This is a genomic window from Streptomyces sp. NPDC001728, assembly GCF_040297565.1.
GTDB lineage: Bacteria > Actinomycetota > Actinomycetes > Streptomycetales > Streptomycetaceae > Streptomyces.
This window is the reverse complement of record NZ_JBEOZK010000003.1, coordinates 208496-226325: the sequence shown is the minus strand read 5'-3', so window position 1 is coordinate 226325 and position 17830 is coordinate 208496. Positions and strand designations below refer to the sequence as shown.

General features: G+C 71.1%; 15 protein-coding genes. 6 read left to right on the top strand and 9 right to left on the bottom strand.

Annotated elements, in window-relative coordinates; translation table 11 throughout:
• The first annotated feature begins 146 nt into the window (after positions 1-146).
• The 5 genes from ABT154_RS06455 to ABT154_RS06435 all read left to right on the top strand — a co-directional run bounded on the left by ABT154_RS06455 (position 147) and on the right by ABT154_RS06435 (position 6194).
• Positions 147-1472, top strand: coding sequence for a DUF2252 domain-containing protein (locus tag ABT154_RS06455; protein WP_351853608.1), 1326 nt, complete (start codon positions 147-149; stop codon positions 1470-1472).
• 70 nt (positions 1473-1542) lie between these two features.
• Positions 1543-2226 (top strand): hypothetical protein, encoded by a 684-nt coding sequence (locus ABT154_RS06450; protein ID WP_351854235.1) that lies wholly within the window; start codon positions 1543-1545, stop codon positions 2224-2226.
• 64 nt (positions 2227-2290) lie between these two features.
• Entirely contained in the window at positions 2291-3106 is an 816-nt protein-coding gene (locus ABT154_RS06445; protein ID WP_351853606.1) for a thioredoxin domain-containing protein, read from the top strand.
• A 144-nt stretch (positions 3107-3250) separates the two neighbouring features.
• On the top strand, positions 3251-4900 hold the full coding sequence (locus tag ABT154_RS06440) for an alkaline phosphatase D family protein (protein ID WP_351853604.1): 1650 nt from the start codon (positions 3251-3253) through the stop codon (positions 4898-4900).
• A gap of 337 nt (positions 4901-5237) precedes the next feature.
• A complete protein-coding gene (locus tag ABT154_RS06435; RefSeq protein ID WP_351853601.1) occupies positions 5238-6194 on the top strand; it encodes a zinc metalloprotease in 957 nt (318 codons plus the stop codon).
• A gap of 64 nt (positions 6195-6258) precedes the next feature.
• Here the strand turns inward: ABT154_RS06435 and ABT154_RS06430 are convergent, their stop codons facing one another.
• The 6 genes from ABT154_RS06430 to ABT154_RS06405 form a co-directional block, all read right to left on the bottom strand.
• Positions 6259-6828 (bottom strand): dienelactone hydrolase family protein, encoded by a 570-nt coding sequence (locus ABT154_RS06430; RefSeq protein ID WP_351853599.1) that lies wholly within the window; start codon positions 6826-6828, stop codon positions 6259-6261.
• 39 nt (positions 6829-6867) lie between these two features.
• A complete protein-coding gene (locus ABT154_RS06425; RefSeq protein WP_351853597.1) occupies positions 6868-8454 on the bottom strand; it encodes a Na+/H+ antiporter in 1587 nt (528 codons plus the stop codon).
• 90 nt (positions 8455-8544) lie between these two features.
• The gene (locus ABT154_RS06420) at positions 8545-9012 is read right to left on the bottom strand and encodes a GNAT family N-acetyltransferase (protein ID WP_351853594.1); all 468 of its coding nucleotides are present in this window, start codon (positions 9010-9012) and stop codon (positions 8545-8547) included.
• A complete protein-coding gene (locus ABT154_RS06415; protein ID WP_317874278.1) occupies positions 9009-9950 on the bottom strand; it encodes an RluA family pseudouridine synthase in 942 nt (313 codons plus the stop codon). The genes ABT154_RS06420 and ABT154_RS06415 overlap by 4 nt, the downstream gene beginning before the upstream one ends.
• 52 nt (positions 9951-10002) lie before the next feature.
• Positions 10003-10713 carry a signal peptidase II gene (gene lspA / locus ABT154_RS06410; RefSeq protein WP_351853591.1) on the bottom strand — a complete coding sequence of 237 codons (711 nt, stop codon included), beginning with the start codon at positions 10711-10713 and terminating at the stop codon, positions 10003-10005.
• An 80-nt stretch (positions 10714-10793) separates the two neighbouring features.
• Positions 10794-11537: a TraR/DksA family transcriptional regulator gene (locus ABT154_RS06405; RefSeq protein ID WP_351853590.1), complete on the bottom strand. Its 744-nt coding sequence runs from the start codon at positions 11535-11537 to the stop codon at positions 10794-10796.
• Between the two features lie 541 nt (positions 11538-12078).
• Here ABT154_RS06405 and ileS point away from each other — a divergent pair.
• Positions 12079-15222: an isoleucine--tRNA ligase gene (gene ileS, locus ABT154_RS06400; protein WP_351853587.1), complete on the top strand. Its 3144-nt coding sequence runs from the start codon at positions 12079-12081 to the stop codon at positions 15220-15222.
• 313 nt (positions 15223-15535) lie between these two features.
• Here ileS and ABT154_RS06395 read toward each other — a convergent pair whose 3' ends face one another.
• From ABT154_RS06395 to ABT154_RS06385, 3 genes are all read right to left on the bottom strand, one after another.
• Positions 15536-16678 carry a DivIVA domain-containing protein gene (locus ABT154_RS06395; protein WP_351853584.1) on the bottom strand — a complete coding sequence of 381 codons (1143 nt, stop codon included), beginning with the start codon at positions 16676-16678 and terminating at the stop codon, positions 15536-15538.
• A gap of 55 nt (positions 16679-16733) precedes the next feature.
• Complete coding sequence (locus ABT154_RS06390; RefSeq protein WP_351853581.1) at positions 16734-17024, bottom strand: YggT family protein; 291 nt, start codon at positions 17022-17024, stop codon at positions 16734-16736.
• 80 nt (positions 17025-17104) lie between these two features.
• Complete coding sequence (locus ABT154_RS06385; protein ID WP_030693462.1) at positions 17105-17725, bottom strand: cell division protein SepF; 621 nt, start codon at positions 17723-17725, stop codon at positions 17105-17107.
• Positions 17726-17830: the final 105 nt, after the last annotated feature.

Below are 17830 nucleotides of genomic sequence, written 5' to 3'. Positions count from 1 at the left end.
CCGGCTGAATTTCTGGGGGGACAGCGTGGAAGTCTACGTCGGCCGACTGACAGGGCGCGGGCACTCGCCGGTACGGTCGAGCGTTGGGAGAACGGGAACACCTGTCCCATTTGTCATGAGCAGTCTTGCACCAGGAGGCACCCTCGATGTCGGTCCCGCAGCCCACCGCAGCCGAGCGCGGTGAGCACATCCTCACCGTCTTCGACACCGCCTTCGGCGAGCTCCTCGCCGCCGACCCGGCGGCCTTCCGGGTCAAGTTCCGCAAGATGGCCGGCTCCGCCTTCGCCTTCTACCGGGGCACCGCCTGCCTCTTCTACGCGGACCTGGAGCGGGAGTCCCGCGGCGGCCCCTACCTGGACGAGCGCACCGGCCGGGTCTGGATCCACGGCGATCTGCACGCCGAGAACTTCGGCACGTACATGGACGCCAACGGACGCCTGATCTTCAACGTCAACGACTTCGACGAGGCGTACGTGGGCCCTTTCACCTGGGACCTGAAGCGGCTGTCCGCCTCCCTCGCGCTCATCGGCTACACCAAGGCCCTCAGCGACGAGCAGATCACCCACCTGGTCCGGATCTACGCCGCCTCCTACCGGGAGCGGATCCACGCCCTGGCGACCGGCGCCAAGAACGACGAGCTGCCGCCGTTCACCCTGGACACGGCCGAGGGCGCGCTGCTCGACGCGCTGCGCGACGCCCGCGCCATGACCCGCTTCGGGCTGCTCGACTCCATGACGGAGATCCGCGACTTCGAGCGCCGCTTCTCGGCGGGCGGCGGCGCGATCGAGCTGGACGCGGCCACCCGCTACAAGGTCCTGGCGGCCTTCGACGGCTATCTGGAGACCCTCCCGGAGTCCAGCCTGACCCGCCCCGACTCCTACCGGGTCAAGGACGTCGTCGGCCGGCGCGGCATCGGCATCGGCTCGGCCGGCCTCCCCTCGTACAACATCCTCCTGGAGGGCAACAGCGACGCCCTGGAGAACGACGTCGTGATCTACCTCAAGCAGGCGCAGACCCCGGCCGTCTCCCGCCATGTGACGGACGCGGCGGTGCGGGGGTACTTCGAGCACGAGGGCCACCGCACGGTGATCTCGCAGCGGGCGCTCCAGGCGCACGCCGACCCCTGGCTGGGCTGGACGGAGCTGGACGGCGCCGGGCAGCTGGTCGCGGAGGTCTCGCCGTACGCCGTGGACCTGGACTGGTCGGACATCGACGACCCCCAGGACATCGCGGCCACGGTCGCCGACCTGGGCCGGGCGACGGCCACGATGCACGCGGCGGCGGACGAGTCCAGCGGCCACTCGCTGGTGCCGTTCTCGACGGAGCGGGCCATCGACGCGGCCATCGCCGCCGACGAGGAGGGCTTCGCGGACCTCCTCGTGGACTTCGCGCACTCCTACGGGGCGCGGGCCCGGGCCGACCACCAGATCTTCGTGGACCTCTTCCGCAACGGCCGGATTCCGGGCCTGTAGGGAACGCGGGGACCGTTCACAGACTGCCTTTAGGGACGTCTTACGGGCCCGCATGGGACACTCCACGACGATGGACATGGCAGGGACGCAGCTGAGGACGCTGCGGGCGGCGTTCTTCACGGCAGTGGTCGTGACGCTGTCCGTGGCGTCACACGTGCTGCTCTCGCGCGTGCCGCTGCCGCTCGGGACGGTCGTCCCGGTCGCGGTCGGCGTCTTCGCCGCGGCGTACGCGCTGGCCGGCCGCGAGCGCGGCTTCGGCCCGATCGCCGGGCTCCTGGTCCCGCTGGAACTGGCCGCCGACACGCTGTTCACCAGCGGTCAGGCGGTCTGTTACGGCCCCGCCGGCGGCCCGGTCGCCGGTTCGCTGCGCTCGGTGGGCGTGGAGGTGTTCTGCGGCGGCGCCGTCGGCACCCCGCTGCCCGGTGTGGCGGCCCCCGAGGGCGGCGCCGTCGCCCTGCTCGACTCCCCCGACCCCGCCCTGCCGTGGCTGCTGCTCGCGGCCCACCTGGGCGTCGGCCTCACGGCGGCGCTCTGGCTGCGCGGCGGGGAGCGGGCGCTCGCCCGGCTGCTCGGCGCGGTCGCGGCCTTCGCGTTCCGGCCGCTGCTGCTGGTGGCGGCCCTCTTCCGTACCGCCGGTCCGGCGCCCCTCCGGTCCGGACGGCCCGCGGGGCGGCCCCGGCCCTCCCTCACCCGGCTCCTCACCCACTCCGTGGGACGGCGGGGACCGCCGTGCCCGGGCGTCGCTCTCATCTGAGCGCGCGCCCCTTCCAGGCACGCAGTCCCCCCCTTTTTCCTCACCTTTCACGGAGATCACGATCATGAGCGCACGCAACAGCCAGAACAACAAGGCCGCCGCCCGCGAGCGGCTGCGCGCCGAGCGCGAGCGCCAGGCGAAGAAGGACCGGGCGCGCCGGCAGCTGGTCGTCGGCATCTCGGCCGTGGCCGTGCTGGCCGCCGCCGGCGGCATCGGCTACGCGGTCGTCCAGTCCAACAAGCCCTCCGCCTGGGAGGCGGCGGCGGACGCGAAGTCGGTGACCGCCCCGAAGAACACCACGGGCACGGACGGCACGACGGTCGTCATCGGCAAGGAGTCCGCGAAGAAGACCCTGGAGCTGTACGAGGACTCGCGCTGCCCGGTCTGCGCGACCTTCGAGCAGGGCGTGGGCGCGACGGTCGAGAAGGACGTCGCGGACGGCAAGTACAAGATCAAGTACGTGGGTGCCACGTTCATCGACAACCCCACCGCAGGCGAGGGCTCGAAGAACGCCCTGTCGGCGCTGGGCGCGGCCCTGAACGTGAGCCCCGAGGCCTTCCTGAAGTACAAGTCGGCGCTCTACTCGACGGAATTCCACCCCGAGGAGAACGACGACAAGTTCGCCAAGGACTCCTACCTCCTGAAGGTGGCGGACTCGGTGCCGGCGCTGAAGGGCAACGCCGAGTTCAAGAAGAACGTCGAGGGCGGCACCTTCGACGCCTGGGCGATGAAGATGTCGAAGGCCTTCGACGACAGCGGGGTGACGGGTACGCCGACCCTGAAGATGGACGGCAAGCCGGTGACGGCCCCGGGCAGCGACAACCCGCCGCTGACGGCGGCCGAGTTCACTACGGCGATCGCCGCCGCGCTGAAGGCCTGACGGCCGCCGCCGGCCCCTGAGCCGTCCCTTTCCCCGTGGACGGCTCAGGGTCGTGGCGGCTTGTCGCGACCGGGGGGCGACGATCCGGAGAACTTCCGGTGTTCGCCTGCCGATCGACCGTACCCGTCAGTAATCTGACTGGCCGTGACCAGTCGTTTCATATCTCCTGCCCCCACTCGGCGCACGTTCGTCATGGCCGCCGCCGTCACCGCCGTCGCCGTGCCCGCCCTGATCGGCACGGCCACCGCCGCCCAAGCGGCCTCCGGGGAGCCCGCCTTCCTCCACGGCGTCGCCTCCGGCGACCCGCTGCCCGACGGCGTCCTGCTCTGGACGCGCGTCACCCCCGTCCCCGAGGCCGTGCCCGGCTCGGGTCTCGGCCCGGACGTCCAGGTCGGCTGGGAGCTCGCCGAGGACCGCGCCTTCACCCGGCTCGCGGCCTCCGGCACCACCACGGCGAGCGCCGCGTCCGACCACACCGTGAAGGCGGACGTGCGGGGCCTGCGCCCGGCCACCGCCTACTGGTTCCGCTTCACCGCGGGCTCCGCCGTCTCCCCGGCCGCCCGCACCCGCACCGCGCCGGCCGCCGACTCCGCCGCGCCCGGCGTCCGCTTCGGCGTGGTCTCCTGCGCGAACTGGGAGGCCGGCCACTTCTCCGCGTACCGCCATCTCGCCGCCCGCGCCGACCTGGACGCGATCCTCCACCTCGGCGACTACCTCTACGAGTACGGCTCCGGCGTCTACCCGGCGGCGAAGTACACCGTCCGGCCGCACGAGCCGCGCCACGAGATCGTCTCGCTCGCCGACTACCGCACCCGGCACGGGAAGTACAAGACGGACCCCGACCTCCAGGCGCTGCACGCGGCCCACCCGTTCGTCGCCATCTGGGACGACCACGAGTTCGCCAACGACGCCTGGTCGGGCGGCGCCGAGAACCACACCCCCGGCGCCGAGGGCGACTGGGCGGCCCGGGTGGCCGCCGCCAAGCGGGCGTACTTCGAGTGGATGCCGGTCCGCGCCTCCACCGAGGGCACGGTCTTCCGGCGGCTGCGCTTCGGCAGACTGGCCGATCTGCATCTGCTCGACCTGCGGTCCTTCCGCTCCGCCCCGGCGAAGGTGGGCAGCGGAGCGGTCGACGACCCGGAGCGGAGCATCACGGGCCGCGCCCAGCTGGACTGGCTGAAGTCCGGGCTTGCCGGTTCGGACGCGACCTGGCAGCTGGTCGGCACCTCGGTGATGATCTCGCCGGTCGCCTTCGGCGCGCTGCCCGCCTCGCTCCTGGAGCCGCTCGCCGAGCTGATGGGCCTGCCGAAGGAGGGGCTCGCGGTCAACGTCGACCAGTGGGACGGGTACACCGACGACCGCAAGGAGCTGCTCGCGCACCTGACCTCCCGGGCCGTCCGGAACACCGTCTTCCTGACCGGTGACATCCATATGGCGTGGGCCAACGACGTTCCGGTGAAGGCTGCGACGTATCCGCTGTCGGCCTCCGCCGCGACCGAGTTCGTGGTCACCTCGGTGACCTCGGACAACCTGGACGACCTGCTGCACGTGGCACCGGGGACGCTCTCGGTGGTGGCCGCGGGCGCCGTGAAGGCCGCCAACCGGCATGTGAAGTGGGTGGACATGGACCACCACGGCTACGGCGTGCTCGATGTGACAGCCGAGCGCTCGCAGATGGACTACTACACGGTCTCCGACAAGGCCGACCCGGCCGCGACCACGGCCTGGGCGCGCTCCTACCGGACGCTCAGCGGAACGCAGCGTGTCGAGCGGGTGTACCAGCCCGTTCGCTGAGGTTCCCCTGACGGTCCGACAGCGATGATTATCAGCCATGATCCCTTCTGTTAACGGAAGATCACATGGCTACGGCGGGTGGCGGGTTCCGGAGATCGAATCCGGACACACCACCCGCCTCTGTCACCCCGACTGTTACGTCGGCGTCTCAAACTCCGGGAACGACACCAGTTTTTCTTCCCGATGCCCCGGAATGCCCCATGAATGATTGGGCCTGATCACTCCTCAACAGGATCTGACATGGACGCGTAATCTCCCCGGCGTGGCGGAGGAAGTTCCTCCCCACCACCCCCCGCGAGGAGTCACCGTGCGTGCTCTTGTCCGTATATCCCCCCGTATGTCACGTCGTATGCTCGGCACCGCCGTCATGGCCGGAACCCTGGCCCTGGCTCCCCTCTCCGCCCCCGCGGCCATCGGCGGCACCACCCTTGCGGGCGCCTCCGCCGAGAAGTGCGCGGACGACGCCGGCGCCCTCTCCGGCGCCCGCAAGGCGCGCGGCGCCGACAGCCACGCCGCCGAGCCGAACGAGCTCTCGGCCGCCCAGGCCAAGTCCATGGACGAGGACTTCAAGAAGAAGCTCTCCGCGGCCCGTTCCACCGGCACCGCCGGGGTGGCCGCCGGGGCGACCATCCCGGTCTACTTCCACGTCGTCCACTCCGGGACCACGGGCAAGCTCTCCGCCACCGCGATCAACAACCAGATGGCGGTCCTCAACGCCGCCTACGGCGGCCAGGGCACCGGCAACGTGAACACCAACTTCCAGTTCTCGCTGGCCGGTACGGACTACACGGACAACGCCACCTGGTACAACCTCAGCTCCGGCTCCACCGCCGAGAAGCAGATGAAGCAGACCCTCCGCAAGGGCGGCGCGGGCGCGCTGAACGTCTACACCGCCAACCTCGGCGGCGGCCTCCTCGGCTGGGCGACCTTCCCGTCCTCGTACGCCTCCAGCCCGTCCATGGACGGCGTCGTCATCCTCGACGCCTCCCTCCCGGGCGGCTCCGCGGCCAACTACAACGAGGGCGACACCGCCACCCACGAGGTCGGCCACTGGATGGGCCTCTACCACACCTTCCAGGGCGGCTGCAGCGGCAGCGGCGACTCGGTCGCCGACACCCCGGCCGAGAAGAGCCCCGCGTACGAGTGCCCGACCGGCCGTGACTCCTGCACCAACAAGGCCGGCGTGGACCCGATCCACAACTTCATGGACTACACGTACGACTCCTGCATGTACCAGTTCACCTCGGGCCAGGTGACCCGGATGAACGACTTCTGGACCGCGTACCGCGCCTGAACCGCCTGAACACGACCGTGGCCCCCGGGGGAATCCCCCCGGGGGCCACGGCCTTTCGCGCGTCCTACAGGCTGTCGAGGAAGGACAGCGCCACCGACCAGGTCCGCTCCGCCGCCTCCTCGTCCCAGTCGGGCAGCTCCGGGTCCGTGTACACGTGCCCGGCGCCCCGGTAGCGGTAGATCTCCACGTCCGCCCCGGCCCTGCGCATCTGGAGGTACCAGGAGGACAGCCAGTCGTCCGTCTCGAAGGGGTCCGGCTCGGCCACGTGCAGCTGCACCGGCAGCTCGTCCACCGACGCGGACTCCGCGAGGTCCGAGGTGCCGTGGAACAGCAGCAGCCCGCGCGCCTTCTCGTCCCCCAGCGCCAGGGTCTGCGCGATCGAGGCCCCGAGGGAGAGGCCCATGTAGACCACGCCCCGCTCCGAGTAGGGAGCGGCGGCCAGGACCGCCCGCTTCAGCAGCTCGTCCTTGCCGATCTCGTCCCGGAGCGCCACGCCCTCCTCGACGGTCCCGACCGTCCGCCCGTCGTAGAGGTCCGGCGTCCAGACCTGGTGCCCGGCGGCCCTGAGGCGCTCGGCGGCCGCCTCTACGGAAGGGGTCAGCCCGTAGGCCGAGTGGAAGAGCATGATGTCCATGCGTCCCATCCTGCCACCCGCCTCCGGCCCGCCAGGACCTCACCGCATGCTGCGCACGTCCAGCTGCCGCAGCACCCGGTCGACCACCTCCGGATCGGCGCCCGGCTCGTTGCGCGCCGCCAGCACCTCGTGCCGGGCGGCCGACATCAGCTCCCGCTGGATCCGCTGCACCGACTTGAACCGCTTCGACCGCTCCACGAACGCGGCCTTCCGCTCCTCGTCGACCATGTCGGGACTGATCCTGGCCCCGATGTCGTACGCCCCGCGCAGAAGTCGCTCCTGGACCTCCTCCGGGAGCTCCTCGACCTCCTCGATCTCCTTGAGCCTGCGCCGCGCGGCCTTGGCGGCGCGGATCGCGAGATCCCTTTCGAAGACCCGCTCGGCGTCCGCGTCGGCCCGCACCCCGAGCCGCCGGACCAGCCAGGGCAGGGTGAGCCCCTGGAAGACCAGGGTGGTGATGATCACGCAGAAGGCGATGAAGACGATCTCGTCGCGGCCGGGGAAGGGCTTGCCGTCGCCGGTGGTGAGCGGCACCGCGAGCGCCAGCGCCACCGAGGCCACCCCGCGCATCCCCGCCCACCACATGACGATGGTCTCCCGCCAGCTGGTCGGGATCTCCTCGTCGATGTCCCGGAGCGTGTGCAGCCGCTTCGCCAGCCAGGTGGCGGGCAGCAGCCACAGCAGCCGGACGCCCACGACCACCCCGACCACGGCGGCGCCCCAGCCGAGCATCGACCAGCCCCGGCCCTCGGCCACCCCGAAGACATGGATCAGTTCCAGGCCGATGAGCCCGAAGGCGATCCCGGTGACCAGGGTGTCGACGATCTGCCAGAAGGTCTGTCCGGCGAGCCGGCCCATGACGTCGTCGGCGTCGGCCGCGTGCTCGGCCAGGAACAGGGCGGTGACCAGGACCGCGAGGACGCCGGAGCCGTGCAGCTCCTCGGCGAGGACGTAGCTCACGAAGGGCACGAGCAGCGTCAGGCCGGTCTGGAGGGTGACGTCGCCCAGGAGTCCGATGAGCTTGTTGGAGAGCCAGCCGAGCGTCAGGCCGACGATCACGGCCACCACGGCGGAGAGCACGAACTCGCCGAGCGCCTCCGGCCAGGAGAAGGAGCCGCTGACGACGGCGGCGATCGCCACGTGGTAGAGCACGATCGCGGTGACGTCGTTGAAGAGGCCCTCGCCCTCCAGGATCGACACCAGCCGGCGGGGCAGCCCGAGCGAGCCGGCCACGGCGGTCGCCGCCACCGGGTCCGGCGGCGCGACCAGGGCGCCCAGCGCGATGGCGGCGGCCAGCGGGAGACCGGGCACCATCGCGTGCGCGACCGCGCCGACGGCGGCCGTGGTGACGAAGACGAGGGCGACCGCCAGCAGGAAGATGGGCCGTCTGTTGGCCGCGAACTGACGCCACGAGGTGCGTTGCACGGAGGCGTAGAGCAACGGGGGCAGCACCAGCGGGAGGATGAACTCCGGCGGGACCTCGACGTTCGGTACGAAGGGCAGGAAGGCCAGCACGATCCCGACGAGGGTCATCAGGACGGGCGCGGGCAGTCCCAGCCGGTCACCGAGGGGCACGGTGAGCAGGGCGCCGAGGAGCAGCAAGAACAACAGGGCCAATTGATCCACGGCCACACCCTGTCACGTATGTCCGTTTTCACCGCGACTGCCCCCCGGTCGGTACCGGAGGGCGACGACGGCGCCCGGCCGGGCCTCCGGCTAGAGAGCCCTTCGCATCGCCCGGTGCGGCATGCCGGCGTCCGGGAACTCGGGGCCGTACGCCTCGTAGCCGAGCCGCTCGTAGAAGCCCAGCGCGTGGGTCTGCGCGTGCAGGTCGACGGCGGTCAGACCGCGCTCGCGCGCCACGTCCTCGATGCCCCGGACCAACGCCGCGCCGACACCGAGACCGCGGGCGGCCTTGGAGACCGCGAGACGGCCGAGCGAGCCCACGGAGGCGTCGGCGCCGGTCTTCCCGACCGCGTCCGCCCCGAACAGCAGCCGGCCGGTGCCCAGCGGCAGCCCGTCCTCGCGGACCGCGAGGACATGCACCGCGGTCTCGTCGTACGGGTCGTACTCCAGCTCCCGCGGCACGCCCTGCTCCTCGACGAAGACCTCGTGACGCACCGCGAAGCACGCCTCCCGGTCCTCGGCGCCGACGGCCTCGCGGACGCCGTACGCGCTGCTCACCGGCTCTCCGACGCGATCCGGTCCAGGGCCTTCTGCAGGTCCTCGGGGTAGGTGCTGGCGAACTCGACCCAGGAGCCGTCGCCGGGGTGCTCGAAGCCGAGCCGGACGGCGTGCAGCCACTGCCGGGTCAGGCCGAGGCGCTTGGCCAGCGTCGGATCGGCGCCGTAGGTGAGGTCGCCGACGCAGGGGTGGCGGTGGGCGGACATGTGCACCCGGATCTGGTGGGTGCGGCCCGTCTCCAGCTTGATGTCGAGCAGCGAGGCCGAGCGGTACGCCTCGATGAGGTCGTAGTGCGTGACGGAGGCCTTGCCGTCGGCGGTGACCGCCCACTTGTAGTCGTGGTTCGGGTGCCGGCCGATGGGGGCGTCGATGGTGCCGCTCATCGGGTCCGGGTGGCCCTGGACCAGCGCGTGGTAGCGCTTGTCGACCACGCGTTCCTTGAACTGGCGCTTGAGCGAGGTGTACGCGTACTCGGACTTGGCGACCACCATCAGACCGGAGGTGCCGACGTCGAGGCGGTGCACGATGCCCTGGCGCTCGGCGGCGCCGGAGGTGGAGATGCGGTACCCGGCGGCGGCGAGGCCGCCGATGACCGTGGTGCCGGTCCAGCCGGGGCTGGGGTGCGCGGCGACGCCGACCGGCTTCATGATCACGACGATGTCGTCGTCGTCATGGACGATCTCCATGCCCTCGACGGGCTCGGCGACGATCTGGACGGGCGCCGCGGCGCCCGGCATCTCGACCTCGAGCCACGCGCCGCCGCTGACCCGCTCGGACTTGCCGACGACGGAGCCGTCGACCTGGACCTTCCCTGCGGCGGCCAGTTCGGCCGCCTTCGTACGGGAGAACCCGAACATTCGGGCGATGGCGGCGTCGACGCGCTCGCCCTCCAGGCCATCGGGAACGGGCAGCGTGCGGATCTCGGGACTCGTACTCACCCGTCGAGTATGCCTTGTGCGGAAGACTCTCTGTCTTCCGCACGGTTCGCGATCAGTCCTTGTGGATCGTGCCGTCGGGGTCCAGCCCCCGGAACGACAGGATCACGATGAGGATGCCGCCGCACACGATCGCCGAGTCGGCGAGGTTGAAGACGGCGAAGTGCGCGGGGGCGATGAAGTCGACCACCGCGCCCTCGAAGACGCCCGGCGAGCGGAAGATCCGGTCCGTGAGGTTGCCGAGCGCGCCGCCGAGCAGCAGGCCGAGGGCGATGGCCCAGGGCAGGCTGTAGAGCTTCCTGGCCAGCCGGATGATCACGACGATCACGGCGGTGGCGATGCAGGTGAAGATGATCGTGAAGGCCTCGCCCATGCCGAACGCGGCACCGGGGTTCCGGATGGCGTCGAAGCGCAGCAGGTCGCCGACGACCCGGATCGGCTCGCGGCCCTCCAGCTTGGCGACGACCAGCATCTTGCTGCCCAGGTCGAGCAGGTAGGCGAGGACGGCCACGACGAAGAGCGTGACGATCCGGCGCCGACCCTTCGGCCCCTCCTCGGAGGCGGCCGTCCCGTCGGAAGGGGCCGTCTCGCCGGAGGCGGGCGTCCCCTCGGACGCCGCCTTCGCGTCGGACGCGGCCGGCCCGCCGGGCGCCGCCTTCGCGTCCGGCGCGCCCGTTCCCTCGGCGGCCACCGTCTCGTCGGAGGCGGCCGGCTCGTCGGCCCCTGCTGAATCCGGCGTACCGATGATGCGCTCCGCCTCTGCCACGTGAGTGAGTCCCTCGACCTCGATGCCTGACCGTGCACCGAGGGTACGGCACGGGCGTACGGGACCGGCAGCCGAGACCGTCAGCCGCGCCGCTCCTGGCGCTGCTTGTCCTCGACGCAGAGCGTGGCCCGGGGGAAGGCCTGCATCCGCGCCTTGCCGATGGGCTTCCCGCACACCTCGCAGAGGCCGTAGGTGCCCGCGTCGAGCCGTTCGAGGGCGTGCTCGGACTGCTCCAGCATCTCCCGGGCGTTGGCGGCGAGGGCCAGCTCGTGTTCCCGGGTGATGTTCTTGGTGCCGGTGTCGGCCTGGTCGTCGCCGGCGCCGTCGCCCGAGTCCCGCATGAGGCCGGTCAGCTCCTCCTGGGAGTGCGCCAGCTCGCTGCGCAGCCGCAGCACCTCGGACTGGAGCTCGTTGCGGGCCTCGGTGACCTCCGCGGGGGTCCACGGGTCCTCGCCGGGCCGCACCGCGAGCTCGCCGGTACGGGCCGTGGGCACGGCGGCCCCGTCCTCGGCGGTCGTGACGCCACCCGCGGTCTTCTTCGCTGCCACCGTCCTGGCTCCTGTCTGCTTCTTGGCGGGCGCCTTCCTGGCGGCCGCCTTCCTGGCCACGGCCTTCCCGGCGGGCGCCCCGGCGTCGGCGGCCCCGGGGGCAGCCGTCCCCTCGGTGACCGCCCCGTCGACGACCGGTTCCCCGGCGACCGCCTTCTTCGCGGCGGTCTTCCTGACGACGGTCTTCTTCGCCGCGGTCTTCTTCGCGGCCGGCTCCTTGCCGGCGGTCTCCTTCGCGGCGGTCGTCTTCCTCGCGGCGGTCTTCTTCGCCACCATGTCGCGGCCCCTTCACATTTTGTGATCTTGCTCGCGAATCGTGCTGGGACGATAAATCGGCCCAAGGCCCGCGGCAACGGGGCTCGCCGCCGTTCCCGCCCGCCCCCGCACCCCTCGGGGCGGGCCTGCCTCCGTTGTTCCCGGCTCCCCGCCGGGTAATCCGTCCCCGCCCTCCCCCACATGGCCGCACCCCAAGTCCGGCCCGCCCCGTATGGCCATTCGGGTCACGGGAAATCCGGTCGGCCGCCCCGCCCCCGGGCCCGTACACTGGGCTGAGCGAAAGGCTTGGATGGGGACGAGTAGCGTCGTACGCAGCCATGAGCGACCCGGGGACGGTGAGAGCCCGGGGGCGAGCCCGATGTGAAGCATCACCCCGGAGCCGTCGGAAGAAAGCCGCAGGACAGCGCGGTGACTAGACCCGGCGTCGCGACCCCAATGAGGGGGCTCAGGGCGGATGCGTCCCGGGCCAAGGAGGGTGGTACCGCGGGAGCAGCGCTCTCGTCCCTCCGACGGAACGACGACAGTCCGCCGGAGGAACTCGATGACACCGCCGCAGTACCGCCAGGTGCCCGCCCAGGTCGACCTGCCCGCGATGGAGCACGCCGTGCTCGATCTCTGGCAGGAGAACAAGATCTTCGCCAAGAGCCTCGAGCAGTCCGAAGGACGCCCCGAGTGGGTGTTCTACGAGGGCCCGCCCACCGCCAACGGCATGCCGGGCGCGCACCACATCGAGGCCCGCGTCTTCAAGGACGTCTTCCCCCGCTTCCGGACCATGCGCGGCTACCACGTGGCCCGCAAGGCCGGCTGGGACTGCCACGGCCTGCCGGTCGAGCTCGCCGTCGAGAAGGAGCTGGGCTTCTCCGGCAAGAAGGACATCGAGGCGTACGGCATCGCCGAGTTCAACGACAAGTGCCGTGAGTCGGTGACCCGGCACACCGACGCGTTCACCGAGCTGACGACCCGCATGGGCTACTGGGTCGACCTCGACGACGCGTACCGCACGATGGACCCCTCGTACATCGAGTCGGTCTGGTGGTCGCTGAAGCAGATCTTCGACAAGGACCTGCTCGTCCAGGACCACCGCGTGGCCCCCTGGTGCCCGCGCTGCGGCACCGGCCTCTCCGACCACGAGCTGGCCCAGGGCTACGAGACGGTCGTCGACCCCTCGGTGTACGTCCGCTTCCCGCTGACCTCCGGCCCGCTGGCCGGCAAGGCGGCGCTCCTGGTCTGGACGACGACCCCGTGGACCCTGGTGTCCAACACGGCCGTCGCCGCCCACCCCGAGGTGACCTACGTGGTCGCCACCGACGGCGACGAGCGCGTCGTCGTCGCCCAGCCGCTGCTCGAGAAGGCGCTCGGCGAGGGCTGGGTCACCACGGGCGAGTCCTTCACCGGCGCGGAGATGGAGCGCTGGACCTATCAGCGCCCCTTCGAGCTGATCGAGTTCCCCGAGCCGGCGCACTACGTCGTGAACGCCGAGTACGTGACGACGGAGGACGGCACGGGTCTGGTCCACCAGTCCCCCGCCTTCGGTGAGGACGACCTCAAGGTCTGCAAGGCGTACGGCCTGCCGGTCGTGAACCCGGTCCGCCCCGACGGCACCTTCGAGGAGGACGTGCCGCTGGTCGGCGGCGTCTTCTTCAAGAAGGCCGACGAGGCGCTCACCGCGGACCTGGACGCGCGCGGGCTGCTCTTCCGGCACATCGCGTACGAGCACAGCTACCCGCACTGCTGGCGCTGCCACACGGCGCTGCTGTACTACGCGCAGCCGTCCTGGTACATCCGTACGACCGCGGTCAAGGACCGCATGCTCGAAGAGAACGAGAAGACGAACTGGTTCCCGGACTCGGTCAAGCACGGCCGCTTCGGTGACTGGCTGACGAACAACGTCGACTGGGCGCTCTCCCGCAACCGCTACTGGGGCACCCCGCTGCCGATCTGGCGCTGCGAGGACGACCACCTGACGTGCGTGGGCTCGCGCGCGGAGCTGACCGGGCTGACCGGCACGGACCAGTCGGGCCTGGACCCGCACCGTCCGTTCATCGACGCGGTGACGTTCGCGTGCCCGGCCGAGGGCTGCGGGAAGACCGCGACGCGCGTGCCCGAGGTCATCGACGCCTGGTACGACTCGGGTTCGATGCCGTTCGCGCAGTACGGCTACCCGCACGAGAACAAGGAACTGTTCGAGTCGCGGTACCCGGCGCAGTTCATCTCCGAGGCCATCGACCAGACGCGCGGCTGGTTCTACACGCTGATGGCCATCGGCACCCTCGTCTTCGACGAGTCGTCCTACGAGAACGTGGTCTGCCTGGGCCACATCCTCGCCGAGGACGGCCGCAAGATGTCCAAGCACCTGGGGAACACCCTCGCGCCGGTCCCGCTGATGGACCAGCACGGCGCCGACGCGGTCCGCTGGTTCATGGCGGCCGGCGGCTCGCCGTGGGCGGCGCGCCGGGTGGGCCACGGCACGATCCAGGAGGTCGTCCGCAAGACGCTCCTGACGTACTGGAACACGGTGGCCTTCCAGGCGCTGTACGCCCGTACGTCCGGCTGGGCGCCCTCGGCCGCGGACCCGGCGCCGGCCGACCGCACGGTGCTCGACCAGTGGCTGCTGTCCGAACTGAACGCGCTGGTCGTCGAGACCACCGAGGCGATGGAGTCGTACGACACCCAGCGCGCCGGCAAGCTGATCTCGGCCTTCGTCGACGACCTCTCCAACTGGTACGTGCGCCGCTCGCGCCGCCGCTTCTGGCAGGGCGACGCGGCCGCGCTCCGCACCCTCCACGACGTGATCGAGACGGTCACCCGCCTGATGGCGCCGCTGACCCCCTTCATCACGGAGCGGGTCTGGCAGGACCTGGTGGTGCCGGTGACGCCGGACGCCCCGGAGTCGGTGCACCTGGCCACCTGGCCGGAGGCGGACGCCACCCTGATCGACGGCACCCTCTCCGAGCAGATGCTCCTGGTCCGCCGCCTGGTGGAGCTGGGCCGGGCGACGCGTGCGGAGTCGGGTGTGAAGACCCGTCAGCCGCTCTCGCGGGCGCTGGTCGCGGCGACGGGCTTCGCGGCCCTCTCGCCCGAGCTCCGGGCCCAGATCACGGAGGAGCTGAACGTCAGCTCCCTGGCCTCCCTCTCGGAGGTCGGCGGCTCGCTCGTCGACACCACGGCGAAGGCGAACTTCCGCGCGCTGGGCAAGCGTTTCGGCAAGGGAGTGCAGGACGTGGCGAAGGCGGTGGCGGTGGCGGACGCGGCGGCGCTGTCGCTGGCGCTGCGCTCCGGCGAGGCGGCCCTCGAGGTGAACGGCGAGACGATCACCGTCACCCCCGAGGAGATCATCATCACGGAAACCCCCCGTGAGGGCTGGTCGGTGGCCTCCGACGCGGGTGCGACGGTCGCGCTGGACCTGGAGATCACTCCGGAGCTGCGGAAGGCGGGCCTGGCCCGTGACGCGATCCGGCTCATCCAGGAGGCCCGCAAGAACAGCGGCCTGGACGTGGCGGACCGGATCGCGCTGCGCTGGTCCTCCACGTCCCCGGAGACGACGGAGGCCCTGACGGCCCACGCGGCCCTGATCGCCGACGAGGTCCTCGCCACGGACCACGCCGAGGGCGAGGCGGACACGACGTACGGCACGCCGTTCACGGACGAGTCCCTGAACCTGACGTTCCGCCTCCGCAAGGCCTGACCAACAGCACAAGGCCCGGCCCCTGTTGGGGCCGGGCCTTTCTGTTCCCCCACCCCGCCCCTTCCCGAAACCCCGAAGGGGCGAACTGCCGCGCCGGGGGGCGGCGGGGCGTAGCTCCCGCACCACAGGGCCCGGGGCGGAGGCCCGGTTCCGGGAAGGGGCGGGGTGGGGGAAGGCCCGCCGCAGGCTTCCCCGCACCCCGCCCAGCCCCCGCCCCGCACCCGGGTACGGCAAAGGGCCGGGTCCCGGTTTCCCGGGGCCCGGCCCTTGCAGCCTGCCGACGGCTACGCGCTCATCGCGCTACCACGCGCCGTCAGTTGTCGTCCTCGTCGATGAGGAAGCCGCGCATCGGCGCGGGCGCCTGCTGCATCGGCTGCGGTGCCTGCGGACGGACCGGAGCCATCGGCTGGGTCATCGCCGGAGACATCTGCTGCTGACCGCCGTAGGAGGGGGCGCCGCCCATGGACGGCCCACCGCCCATCGAGCCGTTGCCGCCGTAGGACGGCGCGCCCGCGCCCGCCGAGGCCATCGACGGGGCCGGCGGCAGGGAGGCCGCCGCCGGGGCGCGCGGCGGCGCCAGCGAGTCGTCGGCCTGAGTCTCCAGCTGACGCAGCTGCGACTCGAGGTACGACTTCAGGCGCGTACGGTACTCGCGCTCGAAGCCGCGCAGGTCCTCGACCTTGCGCTCCAGCGTGGCGCGCGCGGACTCCAGGGAGCCCATGGCGACGCGGTGCTTCTCCTGCGCGTCCCGCTCAAGAGCGTCCGCCTTGGCGCGGGCGTCCCGCTCCAGGCCCTCGGCGCGGGAGCGCGCCTCGCCGACGATCTTGTTGGCCTCGGAGCGGGCCTCGGCGATCGCCTGGTCGGCGGTCTGCTGGGCCAGCGAGAGGACACGGGCGGCGCTGTCGCCACCGGGGCCCTGCTGCTGCGGCGGCTGCTGCTGCATCTGCTGCTGCATCTGCTGCTGTTGCGGGTGACCCATCGGGCCACCCTGCATCGGACCGGGACCCATCGGTCCGCCCTGCATGGGGCCGCCCTGCATCGGACCGGGACCCATGGGGCCGCCCTGCATGGGGCCGCCCTGCATGGGGCCGCCCTGCATCGGACCGGGGGGAAGCGCGGGGGCACCGGACGGCAGCTGCGGCGGGCCCATCTGCGGCGGCTGCTGCTGGACCGGCGGTCCGGATATGGCGGCGGGCACGGGTGCGCCGGGTCCGACGGGACGGTCCTGCTGCTCCGGGGGCTTGCGCATGCCCTGTTGCTGCTGCTGCTGGTTCTGCGCGGCGGCACGCGTCGCGGCGGCCAGCTTGGCGCGCAGGTCCTCGTTCTCGCGGAGCAGGCGGTTCAGCTCGGCCTCGACCTCGTCGAGGAAGGCATCGACCTCGTCCTCGTCATAACCTTCTCGAAGGCGGACGGTCGTGAACTGCTTGTTCCGCACGTCCTCGGGGGTCAGCGGCATCTCTTCTTCACCTCTACGTAGTCGTCGGCAGTCGGCAAGACCGTATCGTCCACATTCACCTCGCGAAGCTGCTCACGATGGAGATCAGGATGTAGACGATGATCATCAGAACGAAGAAGGACAGGTCGAGTGCCACGCCCCCGAGACGCAGCGGCGGGATGAGTCGCCGCAGAAGCTTGAGCGGTGGATCGGTGACAGTGTAAGTGGCCTCAAGGATGACCACCATCGCCTTACCGGGTTGCCATGAACGGGCGAACTGGAAGACGTAGTCCATGACAAGCCGGACGATCAGGAGGACGAGGAAGCACATCAGCACGATGTAGACCACCTGTAGTGCGACGCCCATCCCGCGTTTCCCTCTCCCCTGGCCTTCGTGCTCTCACTTGCCCGGCCGCCTCGCGACCGGTCCGTCCGGTTCTCGTGTTCTCAGCTCTGGTTGAAGAATCCGCCCTCTGCGATCCGGGCCTTGTCCTCCGCCGTGACATCGACGTTAGCAGGCGACAACAGGAACACCTTCTGCGTCACGCGCTCAATGCTGCCATGGAGCCCGAAGACGAGTCCGGCGGCAAAGTCGACAAGTCGCTTCGCGTCCGTGTCGTCCATCTCCGTGAGATTCATGATCACCGGAGTGCCCTCACGGAAGTGTTCCCCGATGGTACGGGCCTCGTTGTAGGTCCGCGGGTGCAGCGTGGTGATGCGGTAGGGCTCCCGCTCGGACACGACCTTGGGCATGATCACCGGTGCGTTCTTCTCCAGGCTCGGGCGTTCGGGTGTGATGGATGCCACGGGGGCAATTCGGGCCGGACGTCCGCTTTCGGCGAGTACCGGTACGGAATGGGCGATCGGCTCCCGGGGGGCCGGGGGCTGCACCACTCGTACCGGCTCCTCGCGCTCCACCTGACGGGGAGGGGTGTGGCGCCGGTCGCGCTCGGGCTCCGGCTCCAGCTCGGGTTCGAAGTCGTCGTCGGGGTCGAAGCCCCGGCCGTCGTATCCATCGTCCTCCACGAGGCCGAGGTAGACCGCCATCTTGCGCATCGCGCCGGCCATTCTCCGATTCCTCCGCTCTGTGGTGGATCGCCCTAGTCGCCTTGCAGCGTCACCGAGTGCCCGCGATCCACGGGTCGTCCCGCCGTTCTGCGGAATGACCATATT